The organism is Methylosinus sp. LW3 (assembly GCF_000527115.1).
Taxonomy (GTDB): Bacteria; Pseudomonadota; Alphaproteobacteria; order Rhizobiales; family Beijerinckiaceae; genus Methylosinus.
This window is the reverse complement of the sequence record NZ_AZUO01000004.1, coordinates 161,396-181,156: the sequence shown is the minus strand read 5'-3', so window position 1 is coordinate 181,156 and position 19,761 is coordinate 161,396. Positions and strand designations below refer to the sequence as shown.

Genomic DNA, 19,761 nt, shown 5'->3' with positions numbered 1-19,761 from the left:
GCATGGACGCCGTGCTCGAAGCGCAGGATCGGACAGTGTCGAGGCGCCGCGGCGCGCTGCCTTTCGTCGGACGCGTCATCGCCGCGACGCCCGGCGAGAGCGTCCTCGTCGAGCGCATCCTGCATCTCGACGAGGACCTCTATCTCGCCGACCACGCCTTTGTTCACGCGCCCGGCGTCAAGCCGCTCTCGGCCTGCCTGCCCGTGCTGCCGATGATGATGAGCATAGAGGTGATGGCGGAGGTCGCCGCCTGTGTCGTTCCGGGACAGGGGCTCATCGGCGTCGAGGAGATCAAGGCGACGAGATGGATCGATCTCGTCGATGTCGAGGCCACGATTCTGACGATCGAAGCCCGTCTCGACCGCTACGACCCGCAGCGCGAGGCCACTTTCGTGCGCGCGGCCATTCGCGCGGAAGGTCAGAGCGGGCCGTCGGTCGAGGCGACTCTGCTGTTCGGCCGCCATTATCTGCTGGAGCTGTTCCCGGATTTCGGCGCGCTCGACGCGGGAACGGCGCTCAGGGTCGACGCCGCGAGCCTCTACGCCGAGCGGCATTTGTTCCATGGCCCGGCCTTCCGCTGCCTCTTCGGCGAGGTTTTCGTCGAGGATCGGCGCATCGCCGGCCATTTGCGCATCCCCTCGCCAGCCGGCCTGTTTCGCTCCACAGCGGAGCTTCAGCTGCTGCTGCAGCCCTGCGTGCTGGACGCCATCTGCCAAATGGTCGGCGTCTATGCGATGCAGCGCGATCGCTATGCTTTTCCCGTGGGGCTCGGCAAGCTCGAGCTCTACCGGCCGACGCCGCCCGCGGGAACGCTCGTCCCCGTGCGCATCGAGCTTCGGAAAACGGACGGCAAGACCATTCACGCCGATGTCGAGGCGGAGGATGGCGAAGGCGGCGTCTGGATGCGCATCGCGGATCTGCGCTGCTGGAAATTCCAATGGGAGCGGCGTCTCGTCGATTACCGCCGCGCGCCCGGACAATTTCTGCTCGGCCGCCCCGCGCCGGTCGGCGACACGGCCGACGGCCCGCTGGTCCTCCACCTCGCCGAGCCCGATCTCGGCAAATTCGATCCGCGAATGCTCGCGCGCGATTGCCTCGGCCTCGAGGAGGCCGCCGTCTATGAGAGTCACGCCCGTTTTCCGGCGCGCCAGCGCCAATGGCTGCTCGGCCGCGCGGTCGCCAAGGATTGCGCCCGGCGCTGGATCAGCAACCGTACGGGGGCCGAAATGGCGCATCCGGCCGCGATCCTCGTCCGATCCGATCCGGCCGGCCGCCCCTATGTCGCCGGCGCGGACGGGCGCGAGGCCCTGCCCCATGTCAGCATCGCCCATTGCGAAGATCGGGCGATCGCCGCCGCCCATAGCGGGCGCGTCGGCGTCGACATAGAGCGGATCGCCGATCGGGACGACGGATTTCTCGCCGCCGTCGCCGGCCCTGACGAGCGCGAGAAGGTGAAGGCGCTCGGAGCGGCCCGCCGCGCCGAATGGATCACCCGGCTCTGGGGAGCGAAGGAGGCGGTGGGAAAGCTGCTCGGCTCCGGCGTCGACGGAAGGCTGAAATCGCTCGAAGCGGTCGATTTTTCGCCAGACGGGAGCGTTCGAATCCAGGATCGGGAAACCATGTTCGCCTATGCTGTCGAGACTATAGAAAGCGATGGCTTTATAATAGCTTGTGCGACGGAGGACGCCCCTCTTCCGCCCCGAGGCGAGGAATGCGCCTCGGCTTGAGTATTTTCCGAGGGCGCCGCAATGTCCCCTAGGGGCGGCTGGCGGCGAGGTGGAAAGGGTCGATGTGTCCGGCGATACCCTATTTGCGTTGAAAAGTCGGGCTGAGAGCGTCTCGGCCGCCGCGTCGAAAGGCGCGCGCATGACTTTGCTCATCGCATGGCGAAATCTCGTCCACGACCGCATCCGCTTCGCGATCACCCTCACCGGCATCGCATTCTCGACGATATTGATGGGCATTCAGCTCGGCATGCTGCTGAATTTCGTCCATACGATCTCGACCGTCGTCGATCACGCGGGCGCCGATCTCTGGATCACGGCGGAAGGCGTGCCCAGCGTCGATCTCGCGACGCCTCTGCAGGAGCGGCGGCGCTTTCAGGCGATGTCGGTGGAGGGGGTCGCGGCGGCCGAGCCCTATATGCTCCACTTCGGCTTTTTGAAGCGCCCGGACGGCGTTCGGCAGATTGTCATCGTCATCGGCATCGATCCTGACGCGACGATGGGCCTGCCCTTCGCCATGGTCGAGGGGCCGAGCGCGAAAGAGGCGCTGGCGGAGCCGGACGGCGCGGTGATCGATCGCCTCTACGCCGATAAGCTCGGCATTCGCACGCTCGGCGAGACGGTCGAGATCAACAGCCACAGAATTCGCGTGGTCGGCTTCACGGACGGCATAAGGACCTTCACCCAGGCGCCTTATGTCTTCATGTCGCTGGCCAAGGCGCGATCCTTCTTCTATGCGCCGGACAATGACATCGCCTATGTGCTGGTGCGCGTCGCCGAGGGCCATAAGCCCGAGGCCGTGGCCGAGGCGCTCGCCGCGCGCATGTCGGAGGTCGAGGTGCTGACGGCGGGACAGCTCGCCTGGCGCAGCCAATATTATTGGCTCGTGACCACGGGCGCTGGCATCACGCTGGTCAGCTCGACTCTGCTGGCGCTGCTCGTCGGCGTCGTCATCGTCGCGCAGACGCTCTACGCCAGCACGATGGATCGCCTGCCGGAATACGCCGTCATTCGCGCCATGGGCGGCCCGCGCTCCTATCTCTATCGCATCATCGTGCAGCAGGCCGTGCTCGGCGGCGTGTTCGGCGCGGCGATCGGACTCGCTGTCATTGCGGTCGTCGTCGTCTTCACCCGCCATCTCAGCTCCGCGCCGGAGGTTCCGCTCTGGCTCGCCTTCGGAATCGTCGTGGCGACGATGCTGATGTGCGTCGCCGCCTCGATCGGCTCGATCGGCAAGGTGATGACGGTCGATCCGGTGAAGGTGTTCCGATGATGCAGCCCATTTTGAGCGCGCGCGGCCTCGTTCACAATTTCGGCGAAGGGCCGAGCGCCGTCCAGGTTCTGAAGAATATCGACATCGATATTCTTCCGGGCGAGGTCCTGCTTCTCGTGGGTCCCTCCGGCAGCGGCAAGACGACGCTCGTCCATATACTCGGCCATCTGCTGCGCCCGACCGCCGGCAAGATCACCATATGCGGCAAATCCACCGAGACTTTGGACGAAGATCGGCTGGCGGAGCTGCGCCTTCAACATTTCGGCTTCATCTTTCAGGCGCATAATCTGTTCCCGATGCTGACGGCGACGGAGAATGTGATGGTCGCGCTCGATCTCATGGGCGTCGAGAAGGATGTCGCGCGCGTCCGGGCGCATGAGCTGCTCGGCAGCGTCGGCCTCGGTCATCGCATCGACGCCTTTCCGTCGGAGCTCAGCATCGGACAGAAGCAGCGCGTGGCGATCGCGCGCGCGCTCGCCGCCGATCCGGAGATACTCATCGCCGACGAGCCGACGGCGGCGCTCGATTCCGAGAATGGTCTGAAGGCGATGGAGCTTCTGCAGGCGCTCGCGCGCAACAGCCGCCGCGCGGTCGTCATCGTCACGCATGACTTTCGTATTTTTCAGTTCGCGAATCGCGTCTTGCATCTGGAGGACGGCCGCATCGTCGATAAGCCTCCAGAGTCGTCCCATTCCTTCGGCGCAGGGAGCGCGTCATGAAACTCGATCGGCCGTCGCCGGCCATTCTTCTTCTCGTCGGCCTCGCCGCCGTATCGTCCACGATGAGCGGCCGCGCGGAGCAGGCGCTTTCCTCGAGCACCAAGCTCGTCTCGCAACATCGGGTCGCCGCCGCGCCCGGCGTCGTCGAGCCCAACAGCAAGGAGCGCGAGATCTCCGCGCAGATCGTCGGCGTGATCAAGGAATTCAAGGTCGACGAGAATGACGAGGTGACGGCGGGGCAAGTCATCGCCGTCATCGACAACGCCGAGCAGAGCGCGCGCGTCGCCTCCGCTCAGGCGCAGCTCGCGCTCCGTCAGGCCGAGCTCGACCGCATTCTGCATGGCGCGCGCGCCGAGGAGCTGCGCGAGGCCGAGGCCGCTCTCTCGGAAGCCGACGCCGGGCTCAAATATGCGCGTCGCGACTATGAGCGTCGGCAGCCGCTGGCCAAGCGGGGCGTCTCGCCGCAGGCGATGCTCGATCAGGCGAAGGCCAATCTCGACGCCAGCGAGGCGCGCCGCACCGTCGCCGCCCAGCGACTCGCGCAATTGCAGACGGGCGCCCGCTCCGAGGACGTCGACGCCGCGCGCGCGCGGCTGCGGCTCGCCGATGCGGAGCTGGCCTCGGCGAAGGCGATCTTCGACAAGACTTTCATTCGATCGCCGGTGGCGGGAACCGTCTTGCGCCGCACCCATGAGGTGGGCGAGACCGTCACCAATGTGCCGCCGACGACGGTCGCCATTGTCGGCGATTTGCGTGGCCTCAAAGTGCGCGCCGAGGTGGACGAGACCGACATCGGCAAGGTGACGCCGGATCAGCGCGTCGAAGTGGTCAGCGACGCCTATCCTGGTCGCAAGTTCCAGGGCCGCGTGAGCTGGGTGTCGTCCCGAATGGGCTCGAAGATCGTGCAGACCGGACGTCCCGGCGACCGCATCGATACAAAGGTCCTGCAGGTGCTCGTCGATCTCGACGACGAGGCCAAGCTGCCCGTCGGGCTCAGAGTGGACGCCTATCTCTTCGGCGAGCTCGTCGCCGCCAAGCCGTCTCGTTGAGGGAGCCGTCCCTAATCGGGACGTTCTTCGCGATGGCTCTTTAGGGCGTATCCACGCCGAAGAATTTGCCACGCACTTTCTCGAAGTGCTGCTCGGCGTCGTAATGCTCGACGTCCAGATTCAACGCCGCCCGGTTCAGCCTGCCGATCGAGGCCAGCGCCGCATAGGAGGCGACGACGACGTCATGCTGTGAGACGACGACATTCACCCGCGCATGGAGCAGGCTCTGCTGCGCGTTGAGAACGTCGAGCGTCGTGCGCAGGCCGACCTTCGCCTCCTCGCGCACGCCGTTGAGCGCCAGTTCCGCCGCTTTCACCGTGGCGTGGTCTGACTTCATCTGCAGCTTGGCGGCCTCCAGCGAGGCGTAGCTGCCGACGACATTGGCGCGCGCGTCGCCCATCTGCATATCCACGCCGAAGCGGGCCTGGCCCACCTGCTCCTTCGCCTGGCGCACCGAGGCGAAATCGGCGCCGCCCTGATAGAGCGGAACGCGGAAGTTCACATTGACGCCGTAGCTGAATTGCCGCCATCCGGGCAGGCCCAGGAAGAAGTCGTTCTGCTGCGAGAGCTGGCCGCTCACCGAGGCGGATGGAAGAAGATCCGCTTCCGCGGCATGGACGGCGAATTGCGCCGCATCGACCTGATGATGCGCCGCCTCCACGCCGGGGTGACCGCCCGTGGCGATGACGACGGCGTCCTCGACGCTGCGCGGCAGCAGCTTTTCCACCGAGCCCGCGGGCTGAAGCCGCTTGGGCTCCTCGCCGACGATGCGATGATAGCTGGCCGCGCTCCTCTTCAGCCGCGCTTGCGCGCCATAGAGATCGGAGCGCGCCTGCGACACGGCCGCTTCCGCCTGGGCGACGTCGGTCTCGGTCAGATAGCCGGCGGCCGCGCTCTCCCGCGTGTTGGCGAGCTGCAGCTCCAGCACGCGAATATTGTTCTGACGCAGCGACAAGATCGCCGTGTCGCGCAGCACATCCATATAAGCGGTCGCGGCGTTCTGAAGGACCGCCTGCTCGATCAGCCGCAGATTGGCGCGCGCCGAGAGAACGGTGGATTCGGCTTTCTTCACATTGTTGAGCGTGCGGCCGCCGTCGAAAAGCGTCTGCGAGACATTGACGGTCACCGCCTGCGGATTGCCGTCATGGTCATTATGCAGATAGATGCGCTCATGCATGAAGGGCAGCCGAATCGTCGGCACCAGCAATTCGGTCCGCATGGCGCCGAGGCCGGCGATCACCGAGGCGTTGGGCCGCAGGCCGCTCCAGGCTTTGGCGACGCTCTCGTCATGCACGCGCACGCCGGCGCGTTGCTGGTTGAGATCGGGATTATAGGCATAGGCGCTCGCCAGAGCCGATGGCAAAGTCTCGGCGCGGGCGGGCGCGAGTATCGCGCCGACCGCCGTCAGGCCGATGATCATGCACGCATGTATTTTCATCCGTGCTAGCCGCCCTTCGGAGCGCGAATTACAAATATGACACGAGCGTAAAGCTCGGAGTGGCCGAATTAACGGCCTGTTAACGGTACTAGCTTTCGAGACACGCTCTGTCAAGGAAAGCTAGTCTCGGCGATTGCCTGCAAGCTCAGAAAATTGCTCATAAAAGCTCCTTCGCTGTCGCGCTGTGCCGCTGTGGGCCATGCGAGGCGTGGGGCCGCTCATGACGGCGGCGCCGCAAGCTCCTTTTCCGATTTTGCGGGCGTATCTGTTCGAGCTTCCGAATCAGTCGTGGTCGCCTCGACCGCGCCGCCTTCCGCCGTTTGGCTGCCGAGATATTCGGCCAGCGCGCGGACGGTCGGATGATCGAAGACGACAGTCGAGGGAATGGAGACCGAGGCGCCGAATTGCCCGAGCAGGCGATTGCGCAGCTCCACGGCCATCAGCGAATCCATCCCCAGCTCGAGGAAGCGGCTGTCCGGCGCGGGCGGCTGCGCGAGACCGAGAATATGCTGCAATTGCCCTTGCAGATGCTCGGTCAGGAAGTCGGCGCGCTGCTCCTCCGGCACTTTTTCGAGCTGCTTCAAAAAGGCGCCGTCGAAGGCCTGCGCCGCGGCGGCCTTGGGCAGCACATGCTCCAGCATGGGCGGGCGGGTCGGTCCCATCAGCTTGGCGATGCGCTGCCATTGGGCGCCGATGACGATGGCCTGCGCCGCGCCATGCCGGATCATCTCCGCCATGGCCGAGAGCGCCATCGCCGGCTTCAAGGGCGTCAGCCCTTGCCTTCCGAGATTGACGCGCGCGGCCTCGCTCGCCGCCATGCCGGCGTCGGCCCAAGGCCCGTAATTCACGCTCGCCGCAGGCAGACCCAGCGCATGGCGATGCGCCGCGAGGCCGTCGAGGAAGGCATTGGCCGCCGCATAATTCGCCTGCCCGGGCGAGCCGAGAACGGCGGAGGCCGAGGAGAACATCACGAAGAGTTCCGGCGCGTCGTCGAGCGTCAAATGATGCAGCAGCCAGGCGCCGAGCGCTTTCGGCGCGAGGGTCTTCAGCACTTTTTCCGGCGTCTGCTGCGGGATCAGCGCATCGTCCAGCACGCCGGCCAAATGGAAGACGCCGCCGAGCGGCGGTCCGTCGCGCCGCACGCCCTCGAGCAGAGCGCGAAGGCTCGCCTCGTCGCCGACATCGGCCGTGATGGCGTCGACCCGGCAATCATATTGCGCCGCGATCGCCGCGATCGTCTCTTTCGCGCTGTCGTCCGGCGGCCGGCGGCTCGTGAGCACGAGACGTCCGGCGCCCTGCTGCGCCAGAAATTCCGCCATGCGCAGGCCGAGCGCGCCGAGGCCGCCGGTGACGAGATAGCTTCTGTCGCGGCGGGGCTTGGGCGCCTCCGGCACGGTGAGCACGATCTTGCCGATATGACGGGCCTGCTGCATGCAGCGGAAGGCCGTTTTCGCCTCGGTGATCGGATAGGCCATGAAAGGCAGCGTCTGCAATTCGCCGCAGCGAAGATCCGCGGCGAGAGAATCCAGCATTCGCTTGATGCGCGGAAGATCATCGCGCATCACATCGTCCAGCGCCAATATGTGATAGGCGATGTCGGGCCGCGCCGCGGCCATCGCCTCGGCTGTCCAAATGTCGCGCTTGGCGATCTCGATGAAGCGGCCGCCCTGCGCCGTCGCGCGCACAGTGGCGGCGACGAAGCCTTCGCTGGTCAGGCTGTTCAGCACGATATCGACGCCGGCGCCGCCGGTGTCCGCCAATATCTCATCGGCGAAATTCAGCGTGCGCGAATCGTAGATATATTCGACGCCGAGATCGCGCAGCGTCTGCTGCTTGGGCGCGCTCGCCGTGGCGTAGACGATCGCTCCCGCCTTTTGCGCGAGCTGCACGGCCGCGAGGCCGACGCCGCCGGAGGCCGCATGGATCAGCACGCGCTCGCCCTTTTTCGGCAGCGCCCATTCATAGCCGAGCATGACGGTCAGCATGGCCGCCGGCAGCGTCGCCGCCTCCGCCGCGCCGACGCTCGCCGGCTGATGCGTCAGGAAAGGATAGGGCGTGTTCACCGCCGTCGCGAATGCGCCGCCCGGCGCGAAGCCGAACACGCGATCGCCGACCGCAAAGCCCTCGACGCCCTCGCCCACCGCCGTCACCACGCCGGCCAGCTCGCCGCCGATCTCGCCCGGATCGCCGGGATAGAGGCCGAGCACATTGAGCACGTCACGGAAGTTCAAGCCGCCCGCGAGCGGACGGACCTGAACATGTCCCGGCCCCGGCGGCGCGAAGCTCTCGGGCGCGAGGCGCAGATTGTCGATCGCGCCGCGCTCGCTCGGCTGCAGGCGATAATCCTGCGTCGGCGCCGCGAGCAATCCGCTGCGCGCCCAGGGCATCAGCCGCGGGGCCATGCATTTTTTCCGGCGCAGCGCGAATTCCGGCTCCGGCGCGCCGGAGAGCAGCGCGTCGGCAAGGGATTGGATCGCCTCGGCGCTCCCATCCGTGTCGATCAGCGCGCAATGGGCGTCGGATTGCTCGGCGAGAATGGTGCGGCCGAGGCCCCAGATCGCCGACTGGGCCGGATCGACATTCTCGCTCGGATCGGCGGCGACGGCGCGCTCGGTGACGAGCCACAGGCCCCGCGCCGGCCGCGTCGCCCCCGGGCCGACGAGATAGCGCGTCGCGCCGATGATTCCGTCGAGATCATTGGTGAGGCGGGCGAGGAGCGCATCGCTCGGCTCGGCCTCGATCGGGCCGGCGTTGCCGCTCGCCAGAAAGACGAGGGCGAAGGCGCTCTCGCCCGCTTCGGCGAGCGCGAGAAAAGCCTTGCGCCAATGTTCGGCGTCGCGCGGATCGAGCGTGAAGCCGTCGTCCCGCCGCTCATAGGCCGCGGCCGGGGCGACCGTGACGATGCGGCGTCCGCGCTCGGCGAGCGCGGCGCGCAGAGTCGGCAGCCTCGGATGATCGGGCGCGGCGACGATGAGCGCGATTTCTGACGGCGCCGCCTCGGCGGCCGGCGCCGCGACGAGCGGCCGCTCGCGCCAGCTCAAGAGATGCAGCAATCGGCCGGCGTCGACGCCGAGGCCGCGCAGCAGCGCCTGGCGCGGCGCGCGCTTCACGACGAAATCGTCTATGCCGCCGAGATAGCGTCCCTCGCCATCGACGAAGACGAGATCGAAAGCCTGTGTCTCGGAGCGCTCATCGGCGTCGGCGCGCCAGTGCGCATGGCAGTAGAAGCGGCGCGGCATTTTCTCGCGCAGAGTGACGCGCTCATAGCGCAGCGGCAGGAACAGGCTGCCGTCGTCCGCCGTGGCCTCGGGAGCCGCGGCGAGCAGAACGGCGCCGGCGACGCCGGTGCAGAGATCGAGCAGCACCGGATGGATGGGCTCGCTCGAAATATGCTCGGAAAGCTCCTCGCCGGCCTGCAGCTCGCCCACCGCCTCGGGGCCTTCCGCCCAGAGCGCGCGCAGCGAGCCGGACCAGTTCGGCCCCCAGCGCAGCTCATTTTCCGCGAAACCGTCGAAGAGCCGCTGCGGCGGCATGGGCGACAGCCTGCCGATGATCGTGTCGATGGCCTCGGGCGCTTCGTCGGTGACTGCGGTCTCGAGCTCCACGCTGCCGGAGGCGTTGAGCGACCAGCTCGCGTCGCGATCGTTGCGCGGGCGGCTGTGCACCTCGAATTTGCGCAGGCTCGGCGAGGCTTCCTCGCTGGCGCGCAGCGTCAATTGCACATCGCGCTGCTCCTCGCCGGTGAAGACGATCGGCTCGTAGAAGAACACCTCGCGCAGCTGCGCCGGCGCGCCGACGGCGGCGAGCGCCATGGAGGCGTAGGTGGCGCCGGGCACGACCATGGCGCCATAGATGACATGGTCCTCGAGCCAGGGCAGATGCTTCACGCTGAAGCAGGTCGCATAGAGCGTATCGCCCGAGGGGAGATCGCAGAGCGAGCCGAGCAGCGCGCCGGCGCCCGCTGCGCCGCCGCCCCGCGCGACAATGGCGCGCGGCCAATATTTCTTGCGCTGGAACGGATATTTCGGAATGTCGACCTTGCTGCGCTTCCACGGCGCGTCGATCGCCGCGAAATCCGGCCGCGCGCCCGCGACATAGAGCTGGCCCAAGGCCTCCTCTATCTGCCGCGCGTCGGAGGAATCCCGGCGCAGCGAGGCGACCGCTTGCGGCGCCTGCCGGCCCTCGGGCCAGGCGCGCAGCGACATGGCCGCGAGCACCGGCTGCGGGCCGATCTCCACCAGCACGCGGCAGCCCAGATCGGCGAGCGTCTGCACACTCTGCGCGAATTGCACCGGCTGGCGCGAATGACGACGCCAATATTGCGCGTCCAATCGCGTCTGCGCGTCCAGCGCCCGGCCGGTGCGATTGCAGATGAGCGTATGCGTCAGCGTCTCGAAAGGCGTTTCTCCGGCGAAGGCCTCGAAAGCGTCGAGCGCCGGCTCCAGCAGCTCGGAATGGAAGGCGTGCGAGGTCTCCAGCTCTTCCGTGCGGCGGCCTTCCCCGCGGAAGGCCTCGACCAGCGCTCGCACATCCGCCTGCGGGCCACTGATGACGATATTCGCGCCATTATAGGCGGCCACGGAAACGCGCGGATAGGACGAGAGCCGCGCCTCGACGACGCCGGCCTCGGCGAAGACCGCCGCCATCGAGCCGCCGGCCGGCAGATCGCCGAACAGACGTCCGCGCTCGGCGAGCAGACGTGCGCCCTGCTCCAGCGAAAAGGCGCCGGCGACGCAGGCGGCCGCATATTGGCCGACGCTATGGCCGAGCACGACGTCGGGAGTCATTCCCCAGCTGCGCCACAGGCGTGCGAGGCCCATCTCCAGCGCGAACAAGGCCGGCTGCGCGTAAGAGGTGTGATTGATCGCGCCGTCCTCGCCGAACATCACCTCCAGCAGCGGGCGCGGCAGAATATCGCCGATGGCCGCCGCGCATTGATCCAGCGTCTCTTTGAAGAGCGGCTGCGTCTCATAGAGCTCGCGGCCCATCCCGGAATATTGACTGCCCTGCCCCGTGAACAACCAGGCGGTCTTCGGCGGGTCCGCCGAAACGCCCGAGTGAAGTCCCGGCGCGGGACGCCCCTCGGCGAGCGCCGCCAGCAGCCGCGCGGCGTCGGCGCCATCCTGCGCGACGATTGCCGCCCTGTGCTCGAGATGGGAGCGCGCCACGCCGGCCGTGTGGCAGACATCGGCGAAGGCGGCGACCGAGGGCAGCGCCTCGACGCGCGCAACATAGGCCTGCGCCAGCGCCTGCAGCGCCGGAGCGCTGCGCGCCGAGAGTGGCAGCAAATGCCAAAGTCGCTCGGCCGGAGCGGCGTTCTCGCCGGCCGGCGCGACGACGGGAGCCGGCGCTTCCTCGAGGATCACATGGGCGTTGGTGCCCGAGAAGCCGAAAGAGCTGACGCCGGCGCGTCGCTTGCGATCGGAGCGCGGCCAGGGGCGCGCCTCCGAGACGATTTTCAGCGGCAGCTCCTTCCACGGAATATGCGGCGAAGGCGTCTTGAAATGCAGATGCTTGGGCAGCAGCCCATGTTCTAGCGACAGCACCACTTTGATGACGCCGGCGACGCCCGCCGCGGCTTCCAAATGGCCGATATTCGTCTTGGCGGAGCCGATGAGCAAAGGCCGATCGGCCGGCCGTCCGGCGCCGAGCGCCGCCGCGGCGGCCTGCGCCTCTATGGGGTCGCCGAGCGAGGTGCCGGTGCCATGGGCTTCGATATAATCGACATCCGCCGGGGCGAGGCCGGCCTGGTCCAGCGCCGCGCGAATGACGCGCTGCTGCGCGCGGCCGTTCGGAACGGTGAGGCCGCTGGAGGCGCCGTCCTGATTGACGGCGCTGCCGCGCAGCACGGCGCGGATGCGGTCGCCGTCGCGCTGCGCGTCCGACAAGCGTTTCAGCACCAGCACGCCGACGCCTTCGCCGCGCGCATAGCCGTCCGCCGAGGCGTCGAAGGTCTTGCAGCGGCCGTCCGGCGAGAGCATGCGCGCGCGGCAGGCGGCGATCATCGTCGCTGGGCTGAGCAGCACATTGACGCCCGCGGCGAGCGACATGTCGCATTCGCCCGCGCGCAGGGCCTGGGCGCCCTCGTGCAGCGCGACGAGAGACGAAGAGCAGGCGGTGTCGATCGCCATCGCCGGACCTTCGAGCCCGAGCGAGAAGGCGACGCGGCCGGCGATCACGTTGAGCGCATTGCCGGTGATGAAATAGGCCTGAATCTCCTCCGGCGAGCCGGCGAGGAGATGCGAATATTCATTGGCGCCGACGCCGACGAAGACGCCGGTTCGGCTGCGCGACAGCCCCGCCGGCCCGAGCCCTGCGTCCTCGAGCGCTTCCCATGCGGTCTCCAGCACGAGGCGCTGCTGCGGCTCCATCCACAGAGCTTCGCGCGGCGACACGCCGAACAGCTCGGAGTCGAAGAGATCGACCCCCTCCATATAGCCGCCGTTGCGCGTATAGACCTTGCCGGCCGCTTCGGGATCGGGATCATAGAGCTCGTCTATGTCGAAACGCTCGGACGGGGCCTCTCGGATGGCGTCGACGCCATGCGAAAGCAGATCCCAATAGGCGTCCGCGCCGCCGGCGCCGGGCAGGCGGCAGGCGAGGCCGACGATGGCGATCGGCTCGTCGGCGCGCAAAGTCTGGACGATGGGCGCGGCCTCCGCCTGCGCCTCATTCTGCAATCCGATGCGCGAGAGCAGGAAATCGGCCGCGTCGGTCAGCCGCGGATGGTCGATTGCCATCGTCGCCGGCAGCGTCTCGCCGAGGTCCTTCTCGAGACGCTTGCGCAGCTCGATCGCCATCAGCGAATCCATGCCGAGATCGAAGAAGCCGGCCTCCTCGCGAATCTGCGCCGGGTCGAGGCGCACCACCTCGGCCAGCACCTGCCGCATATGGTCGAGCAGCATGCGCTTGCGGCCCTCGGCCGGCGCCAGCAGCAGGCGCTGCGCCAGCGCGCCGCCGCCGATGATCTGCTCCTCGCCCTCGGGCGTCTCCTTCTCCAGCTCCTTCATGAAGGCGCGCCGCGCTTGCAGCTGGAACACGGGCAGGAAGCGCGCCCAGTCGACGCGCGCCACGACGCCGCGGCCATCGGCGGATTCGAGCACCGCCTTCATGCCGTTCAGCGCCAGCTCGGAGGAGAGCTCGAGCACGCCGCGCTTGGCCAATTGCTCGCGCGCCGCCTCATCCGCCATGCCGGCGGACCAGGGGCCGAAATTCACGCTGGCGCCCGGCATTCCCTGGCGGCGCTGCCAGGCGGCGAGCGAGTCGAGAAAGCCATTGGCGGCGGCATAGGCCGTCTGGCCGAAGCTGCCCCACACAGAGGCGATGGAGGAGAAGGAGATGAAAAAGTCGAGCGACGCGCCTTCGAGCGCGCGCGTCAGCCGATAGGCGCCCCAGACCTTGCCGGCGAAGACTTTCTCTATGTGCTTTTGCTCGAGCGCCGTGAGGCGCGTCGCGTCGATCTCGCCGGCGGCGTGAATGACGCCGGCGAGCGGCGGCATGGTTTCGCCGATGCGCTCCAGAATGCGCGCGACATCCGCCTCTGAGGAGACGTCTCCCGGAATGACGCGCAGCTCGCAGCCCTCATAGCGCTCGCGCAGCGCCTCGAGGCGCTGATGCGCGCGATCGTCTGGCGTGCGCCGGCTGGTGAGCGCGATGTGACGCGCGCCCTGCCCTGCGAGATAGGCGGCCGCCTCCAATCCCAGCGCGCCGAGGCCGCCGGTCACGAGATAGGTTTTTTCCGTCCCGATATCGAGCGGCCGCGCCGCCGCGATCGTCCGGCGGCGCAGGCGCACGATGAAGGTCTGTCCGCCGCGAATGGCGAATTGGTCCTCGTTCTCGCGCGTCTCCGCGCGCAGAATATTCGCGCAGGCGCGCCAGTCGGCGGCCGACGCTTCGGCAGCGGGAAGATCGACGAGGCCGCCCCAGAGATCCGGATGCTCGAGCGCCAGCACCTTGCCGAAGCCGAAGGCGCAGCCCTGCGTCGGATCGATAGCGTCACTCTCGGCGACCGGCTGCGCGCCGCTCGTGACGAGGAAGACGGGCGTCTTGGCGCCGGACGCCGCGAGAGCCTGCGAGAGGCCGCAAGCGCCGGCCATCACCATTTGCTCGAAGCGCTTCAGCGACGTTTCGCCGAAGCCCTCGGGCGCATCGATCGCGGTGAGAATGGCGACGCGCGTCGGCAGAGCGGCGGCGACGAGACGCGGGAAATCCGCGGCGGCGGCGAGATCGACGAAGCGCGCGGCATGGCCGGCGTTCGTCAGCTCGTCCATGAGTGGACGCGCCGACGCTTCGCTGCAAGCGGCGACGAGCCAGGAATGCGCGTTCGCCTGGGGCGCGAAATCGCGGCCGGCGCGCTTGCTCCAGGCGAGCTCATAGAGATTTTCGGCAGTGTTCTGCGAAAAGCGCTCGCGCTGATAATGATCGTAGAGCGCCTGCAGAACGCGCTGCGTCGCGCCTTTGTCGTCGGCAAGGCGCAGCCGGCCGCCGAGCTCCTCGAGCTGGCCATCCTCGATCATTTGCAGGATTTGCGAGTCGGCGCTCTTCTTGTCCTGCGCCGGCGCGCGCGTCTGCTTGAACCAGAAGCGCTTGCGCTGGAACGGATAGAGCGGAAGATCGATCTTGTTGCGCTTCCACGGCGCCTCGACGGCTTTGAAATCGATGCGCGCGCCGGCGACATAGAGCTGGCCCAAAGCCTCCTCTATCTGCCGCGCGTCGGAAGAATCTCGGCGCAGCGAGGCGACGGGCTGCGGCGCCGGAGTCGCCTCCGGCCAGGCGCGCAGCGCCATCGCCGCGAGCACCGGCTGCGGGCCGATCTCCAGCACGGCGCGGCAGCCGAGGCTCGCCAGAGTCTGCACGCTCTGTGCGAATTGCACGGGCTGGCGCGAGTGGCGCCGCCAATATTGCGCGTCGAGCCGCGTCTGCGCGCCGAGCGCCTTGCCGGTGCGATTGCAGACGAGCGTGCGCGTCAAATTCTCGAAGGGAATTTTCTCGGCGAAAGCTTCGAAAGCGTCGAGCGCCGGCTCCAGCAATTCCGAGTGGAAAGCATGCGAGGTCTCGAGCGCCTCGGCGCGTTTGCCTTCGCCGCGGAATTGCTCGGCCACCGCCAGAACATCCGCCTGCGGGCCGCTGATGACGATATGCGCGCCATTATAAGCGGCGACCGAAACATGCGGATAGGCGGAAAGACGCGCCTCGACGGCGGTCGCCTCGGCGAAGATCGCCGCCATGGAGCCGCCCGGCGGCAGAGCGCCGAACAGACGTCCGCGCTCGGCGAGGAGACGCGCGCCCTGCTCCAGCGAAAACGCGCCGGCGACGCAGGCCGCCGCATATTGGCCGACGCTGTGGCCGACCACCACATCCGGCGAGACGCCCCAGCTGCGCCACAGACGCGCGAGGCCCATTTCGAGCGCGAACAGCGCCGGCTGCGCGTAAGAGGTGTGGTTGATGGCGCCGTCCTCGGCGAACATCACTTCGAGCAGCGGACGCGGCAGAATGTCTCTGATCGCCGCCGCGCATTCGTCCAGCGTGTCGCGGAAGATCGGCTGCGTCTCATAGAGCTCGCGGCCCATCCCGGAATATTGGCTGCCTTGGCCGGTGAAGAGCCATGCGGTCTTCGGCGGATCGGCCGAGACGCCCATGTGAACGCCCGGCGACGGACGCTCTTCGGCGAGCGCCGTGAGCAGCCGCGCCGCGCTCGCCGGATCTTCCGCCACGATCGCCGCGCGATGCTCGAGATGCGAGCGGCCGACGCCCGCCGTATAGCAGATATCCGCGAAGGCCGCGACCGAAGGCAGCGCCTCGATGCGCTCGGCATAGGCCTGCGCCAGCGCCTTCAGCGCCGCAGCGTTGCGCGCCGAAAGCGGCAGCAGGCGCCAGGGACGCTCGGGGATGCGCGCGGTCTCCTGCTGCGGAGCGGCAGGCGCGGGCGCCTCCTCGAGAATCACATGGGCGTTGGTGCCGGAAAAGCCGAAGGAGCTGACGCCGGCGCGCCGCGCCCGCTCGGAACGCGGCCATTCGCGCGGCTCCGAGATCACCTTCAGCGGCAGCTGCTTCCACGGAATATGCGGCGAGGGCGTGCGGAAGTTGAGATGCTTGGGCAGCAGCTCATGCTCGAGCGAGAGGACCACTTTCAGCACGCCGGCGACGCCGGCCGCGGCCTCGAGATGGCCGATATTGGTCTTGGCCGAGCCGATGAGCAGCGGCCTGTCCGCCGGGCGGCCTGCGCCGAGCGCGGCGGCCGCGGCCTGGGCCTCTATAGGATCGCCGAGCGAGGTGCCGGTGCCATGCGCTTCGAGAAAGTCGATCTCGCCGGCGACGAGATTGGCCTGCTTCATCGCCTCGCGAATGACGCGCTGCTGCGCGCGGCCATTGGGGACGGTGAGACCGCCCGAGGCGCCGTCCTGATTGACGGCGCTGCCGCGGATCAGCGCGCGAATAGTGTCGCCGTCGCGCAAAGCGTCGGAGAGGCGCTTCAGCACGAGGATTCCGCAACCCTCGCCGCGCACATAGCCGTCGGCGGCGGCGTCGAAGGTCTTGCACTTCCCGTCCGGCGCGAGCATGCGCGCGCGGGAGAAGTTGATCATCGTGCCGACATTGTAGATGACGTTCACGCCGCCCGCGAGGGCGAGCTCGCATTCGCCGGCGCGCAGCGCCTGCGCGGCCTCGTGCAGCGTGACCAGCGAGGAGCTGCAGGCCGTGTCGATTGTGACGGCCGGCCCCTCGAAGCCGAAACGGAAGCTCACGCGCCCGGCGCAGGCGGCGGGCGAGGTGCCGGTGCCGAAATAGGCCTCGATGACCGCATAGCCCAGCTTGCCGGACAGCAGCGTCAGATAGTCGTGCGTGCTGAGGCCGACGAACATGCCGGTGCGGCTGCCCTCGAGATCGGCGGGAGCTATGCCCGCATGCTCGATCGCGTGCCAGCTCGTCTCCAGCATCAGACGATGCTGGGGGTCCAGAAATTCCGCCTCGCGCGGCGACACGCCGAAAAATTGCGCGTCGAAATTGGCGACGTCGTCGGCGAAGCCGGCGCGACGAGTCGTCACCTTGCCGGCGGCGTCTGGATCGGGATCATAGAAAGCATCGGCGTCCCAGCGGTCGGCGGGAATGGGAGCGATGCCGTCCCGCCCTTCGCTCAGCAGGCGCCAGAAGGCCTCGGCGTCGCGCGCGCCGGGGAGGCGCGCGGCATAGCCGATGATGGCGATGGGCTCGGCGCGGGCGTCCTCGAGCTCGCGCACGCGAGCGCGCAGCGTTTCGATGGCGAGGAGCGCCTTTTTCTTGAAGTCGGCCTCGCTCACGAGCGTCTATCCATTTTGAGAACCGCGTCTATGCTGCCCTCGAGCAGCGCGTCCAGAGCGGCGTCGTCGAGCAGGTCGATCTCCTGCTCGAGCGAGGCGCCTTCCCAGGCGATGGGCGGCGGAGGCCCCGGCTCCGGCTCGGCGGACTTCATCCCCAGCGCCTCCTCGCGAATGAGCCGGGCGAGCGCGTCCACTGTGGGATGCTCGATCATCAGCGTCACCGGGAAGGAATGCTGGAAGGCGGCGGACAGCGCATTGCCGAGCTCGACGCCTTTCAGCGAGTCGATGCCGAGATCCATCAATGGCGTCTTCCAGCTGATGTTCTCGACGCCGCATTCGCGCTGCAGCCAATCGACGAGCTGGCGCTCCAGCACGCCCGGCTGCGTGAGCGGCTCGCCAGTGAAGTCGATGGGCGCGACCTGCATGGTCGAGCGCCATTCGTGCAGCGCCGCGAGCGTTCCGTCCTCGAGCGCGGCGCGGCAGGCCGCGCGCTGGACCTTGCCGCTCGAGGTCTTGGGCAGGCCGAAGGATTTGAGCAGCACGATGCGATGCAGCGCGAGCTGATGCTCGCGGGCCGCCTCGCGCCGCATGGCCATGAACACCTCCGCGGCATCGACGGAGCGCCAGGCGCTGCGGCGCAGCTCCTGCACGGCGACGAGGCGCACCGCGTCGCCCTCCTCGACGCCGAAGACGGCGCAGGAGGCCGGCTGCAAGGCCGGATGGCTCGCCTCGATCGTCTGCTCGAGATCCTGCGGATAATAATTGACGCCACGAATGACGATCAGATCCTTGCGCCGCCCGGTGACGAAGAGCCGGCCCTCGCTCAGAAAGCCGAGATCGCCCGTGCGCATGAAGGGGCCTTCGCCCGCCGCCGTGCGCGCGCCGAATGTCGCCGCCGATTCCTCCGGCTTGTTCCAATAGCCTTGGCCGACGCTGCCGCCGCCCACCCATATCTCGCCGACCTGCGAAGCCGACGCCTCGACGAAGGAGTCCCGATCGACGATGCGGACATCGACGCCGAGCGCCGGCTCGCCGGAGCTCACCAGCGGCTTGCCGCGCGCATCCTCGGCGTCGCAGAAGGCGACGCTGTCACGGCGCAGCGCGGACTCGTCGACCGCGCGAACGAGCGGCCGGACGGGACCGCGCTTGCCGGTGACGAGCAGCGTCGCCTCCGCGAGGCCGAAGGCCGGCGTCAGCGCCTCCGCACGGAAGCCGGCGGGCGCGAAAGTCTTTGCGAAATCATCGATCGTCGAGGCGCGAACCGGCTCCGCGCCATTCCAGGCGATCGTCCAGGAGGAGAGGTCGAGCCCCGCGACTCCATGCGCGCGGGCGGCCTCGACGCAGGCCTGATAGGCGAAATTGGGGCCGCCGCCGATCGTGCCGCGATAGCGCGAGATGGCGCGCGGCCAGCGCAATGGGCTCTGCACGAAGCTCGCCGGGCTCATGAGATAGACGGGACATCCGGCCCATGTCGGGGCCAGCGCGCCGGCGATGAGCCCCATATCGTGGAACAGAGGCAGCCAGCTGACGAAGACCGACTCCGGCGTGGAGCCGAACCCGTCATGCAGCGCCATCAGATTGGCCGCCACATTGCCATGGCCGACCATCACGCCGGCCGGCGAGCGCGTCGAGCCGGATGTGTATTGAAGGAAGGCCAGATCGCCGGCGGCGCGCGGGACGTCGCGCCAGACGTCGCTCTCATCGGCGAGCCCGTCGACGGCGATGATCGGCGTCGCCGCCGCTTCGCCCTCGGCGAGGCGGCGTTGCAGCAGCTCGACATGCTTGGCGGTGGTGAGGACGAGCTTGGCGCCGCTGTCGGAGACGATGAGCTCGAGCCGCCGATCCTTGCCATGCGCGAGCGGCAGGGAGGCCGGCACGGCCGGCATGCCGGCGAGGAGACATCCATAGAAGGCCGCGAGAAAATCGAGGCAGGTCGGAAAGGCCAGCACCACGCGCTCGCCGGGCGCGGCGTGCTTTTGGAGAAAGGCCGCCATGGAGCGCGCGCGGCGATCGAGCTCGCCGAAGCTCCAGGATTGGCGGATCTCGAGATCGTCGTCGAGAAATGCCGCCGCCAGCCGGTCCGGATGCTCGACGGCGTGACGCCGCAGCCGCTCTGTCGCCAGCTCCTCGACTTCGCTCAATGAATTCGTCGCGCCCATTTCGTCGCCCCCAACGCGCACGCGTCCGATCACGCCGCAGCCGCGGCGTGGACGCAGTGTCGAACCTTGCTCGTCATAGCGGCTTCGCCCGTCGCCCCCGGGCCG

Annotated in this window: 7 protein-coding genes; 4 read left to right on the top strand and 3 right to left on the bottom strand. The window is 68.1% G+C overall.

Annotated elements, in window-relative coordinates:
- Window positions 1-2: 2 nt before the first annotated feature.
- The 4 genes from METLW3_RS0123640 (at window position 3) to METLW3_RS0123625 (ending at window position 4,765) form a co-directional block, all read left to right on the top strand.
- Window positions 3-1,727, top strand: coding sequence for a polyketide synthase dehydratase domain-containing protein (locus METLW3_RS0123640; RefSeq protein WP_024882196.1), 1,725 nt, complete (start codon window positions 3-5; stop codon window positions 1,725-1,727).
- A 139-nt stretch (window positions 1,728-1,866) separates the two neighbouring features.
- Complete coding sequence (locus METLW3_RS0123635; RefSeq protein ID WP_024882195.1) at window positions 1,867-2,997, top strand: ABC transporter permease; 1,131 nt, start codon at window positions 1,867-1,869, stop codon at window positions 2,995-2,997.
- Entirely contained in the window at window positions 2,994-3,716 is a 723-nt protein-coding gene (locus METLW3_RS0123630; RefSeq protein WP_024882194.1) for an ABC transporter ATP-binding protein, read from the top strand. The genes METLW3_RS0123635 and METLW3_RS0123630 overlap by 4 nt, the downstream gene beginning before the upstream one ends.
- On the top strand, window positions 3,713-4,765 hold the full coding sequence (locus METLW3_RS0123625; protein ID WP_024882193.1) for an efflux RND transporter periplasmic adaptor subunit: 1,053 nt from the start codon (window positions 3,713-3,715) through the stop codon (window positions 4,763-4,765). The genes METLW3_RS0123630 and METLW3_RS0123625 overlap by 4 nt, the downstream gene beginning before the upstream one ends.
- A 40-nt stretch (window positions 4,766-4,805) precedes the next feature.
- Here the strand turns inward: METLW3_RS0123625 and METLW3_RS0123620 are convergent, their stop codons facing one another.
- From METLW3_RS0123620 to METLW3_RS0123610, 3 genes are all read right to left on the bottom strand, one after another.
- Entirely contained in the window at window positions 4,806-6,203 is a 1,398-nt protein-coding gene (locus METLW3_RS0123620) for a TolC family outer membrane protein (RefSeq protein WP_024882192.1), read from the bottom strand.
- A 218-nt stretch (window positions 6,204-6,421) separates the two neighbouring features.
- Window positions 6,422-17,497 carry a type I polyketide synthase gene (locus tag METLW3_RS0123615; RefSeq protein WP_024882191.1) on the bottom strand — a complete coding sequence of 3,692 codons (11,076 nt, stop codon included), beginning with the start codon at window positions 17,495-17,497 and terminating at the stop codon, window positions 6,422-6,424.
- On the bottom strand, window positions 17,494-19,638 hold the full coding sequence (locus METLW3_RS0123610; RefSeq protein WP_198022889.1) for an AMP-binding protein: 2,145 nt from the start codon (window positions 19,636-19,638) through the stop codon (window positions 17,494-17,496). The genes METLW3_RS0123615 and METLW3_RS0123610 overlap by 4 nt, the downstream gene beginning before the upstream one ends.
- Window positions 19,639-19,761: the final 123 nt, after the last annotated feature.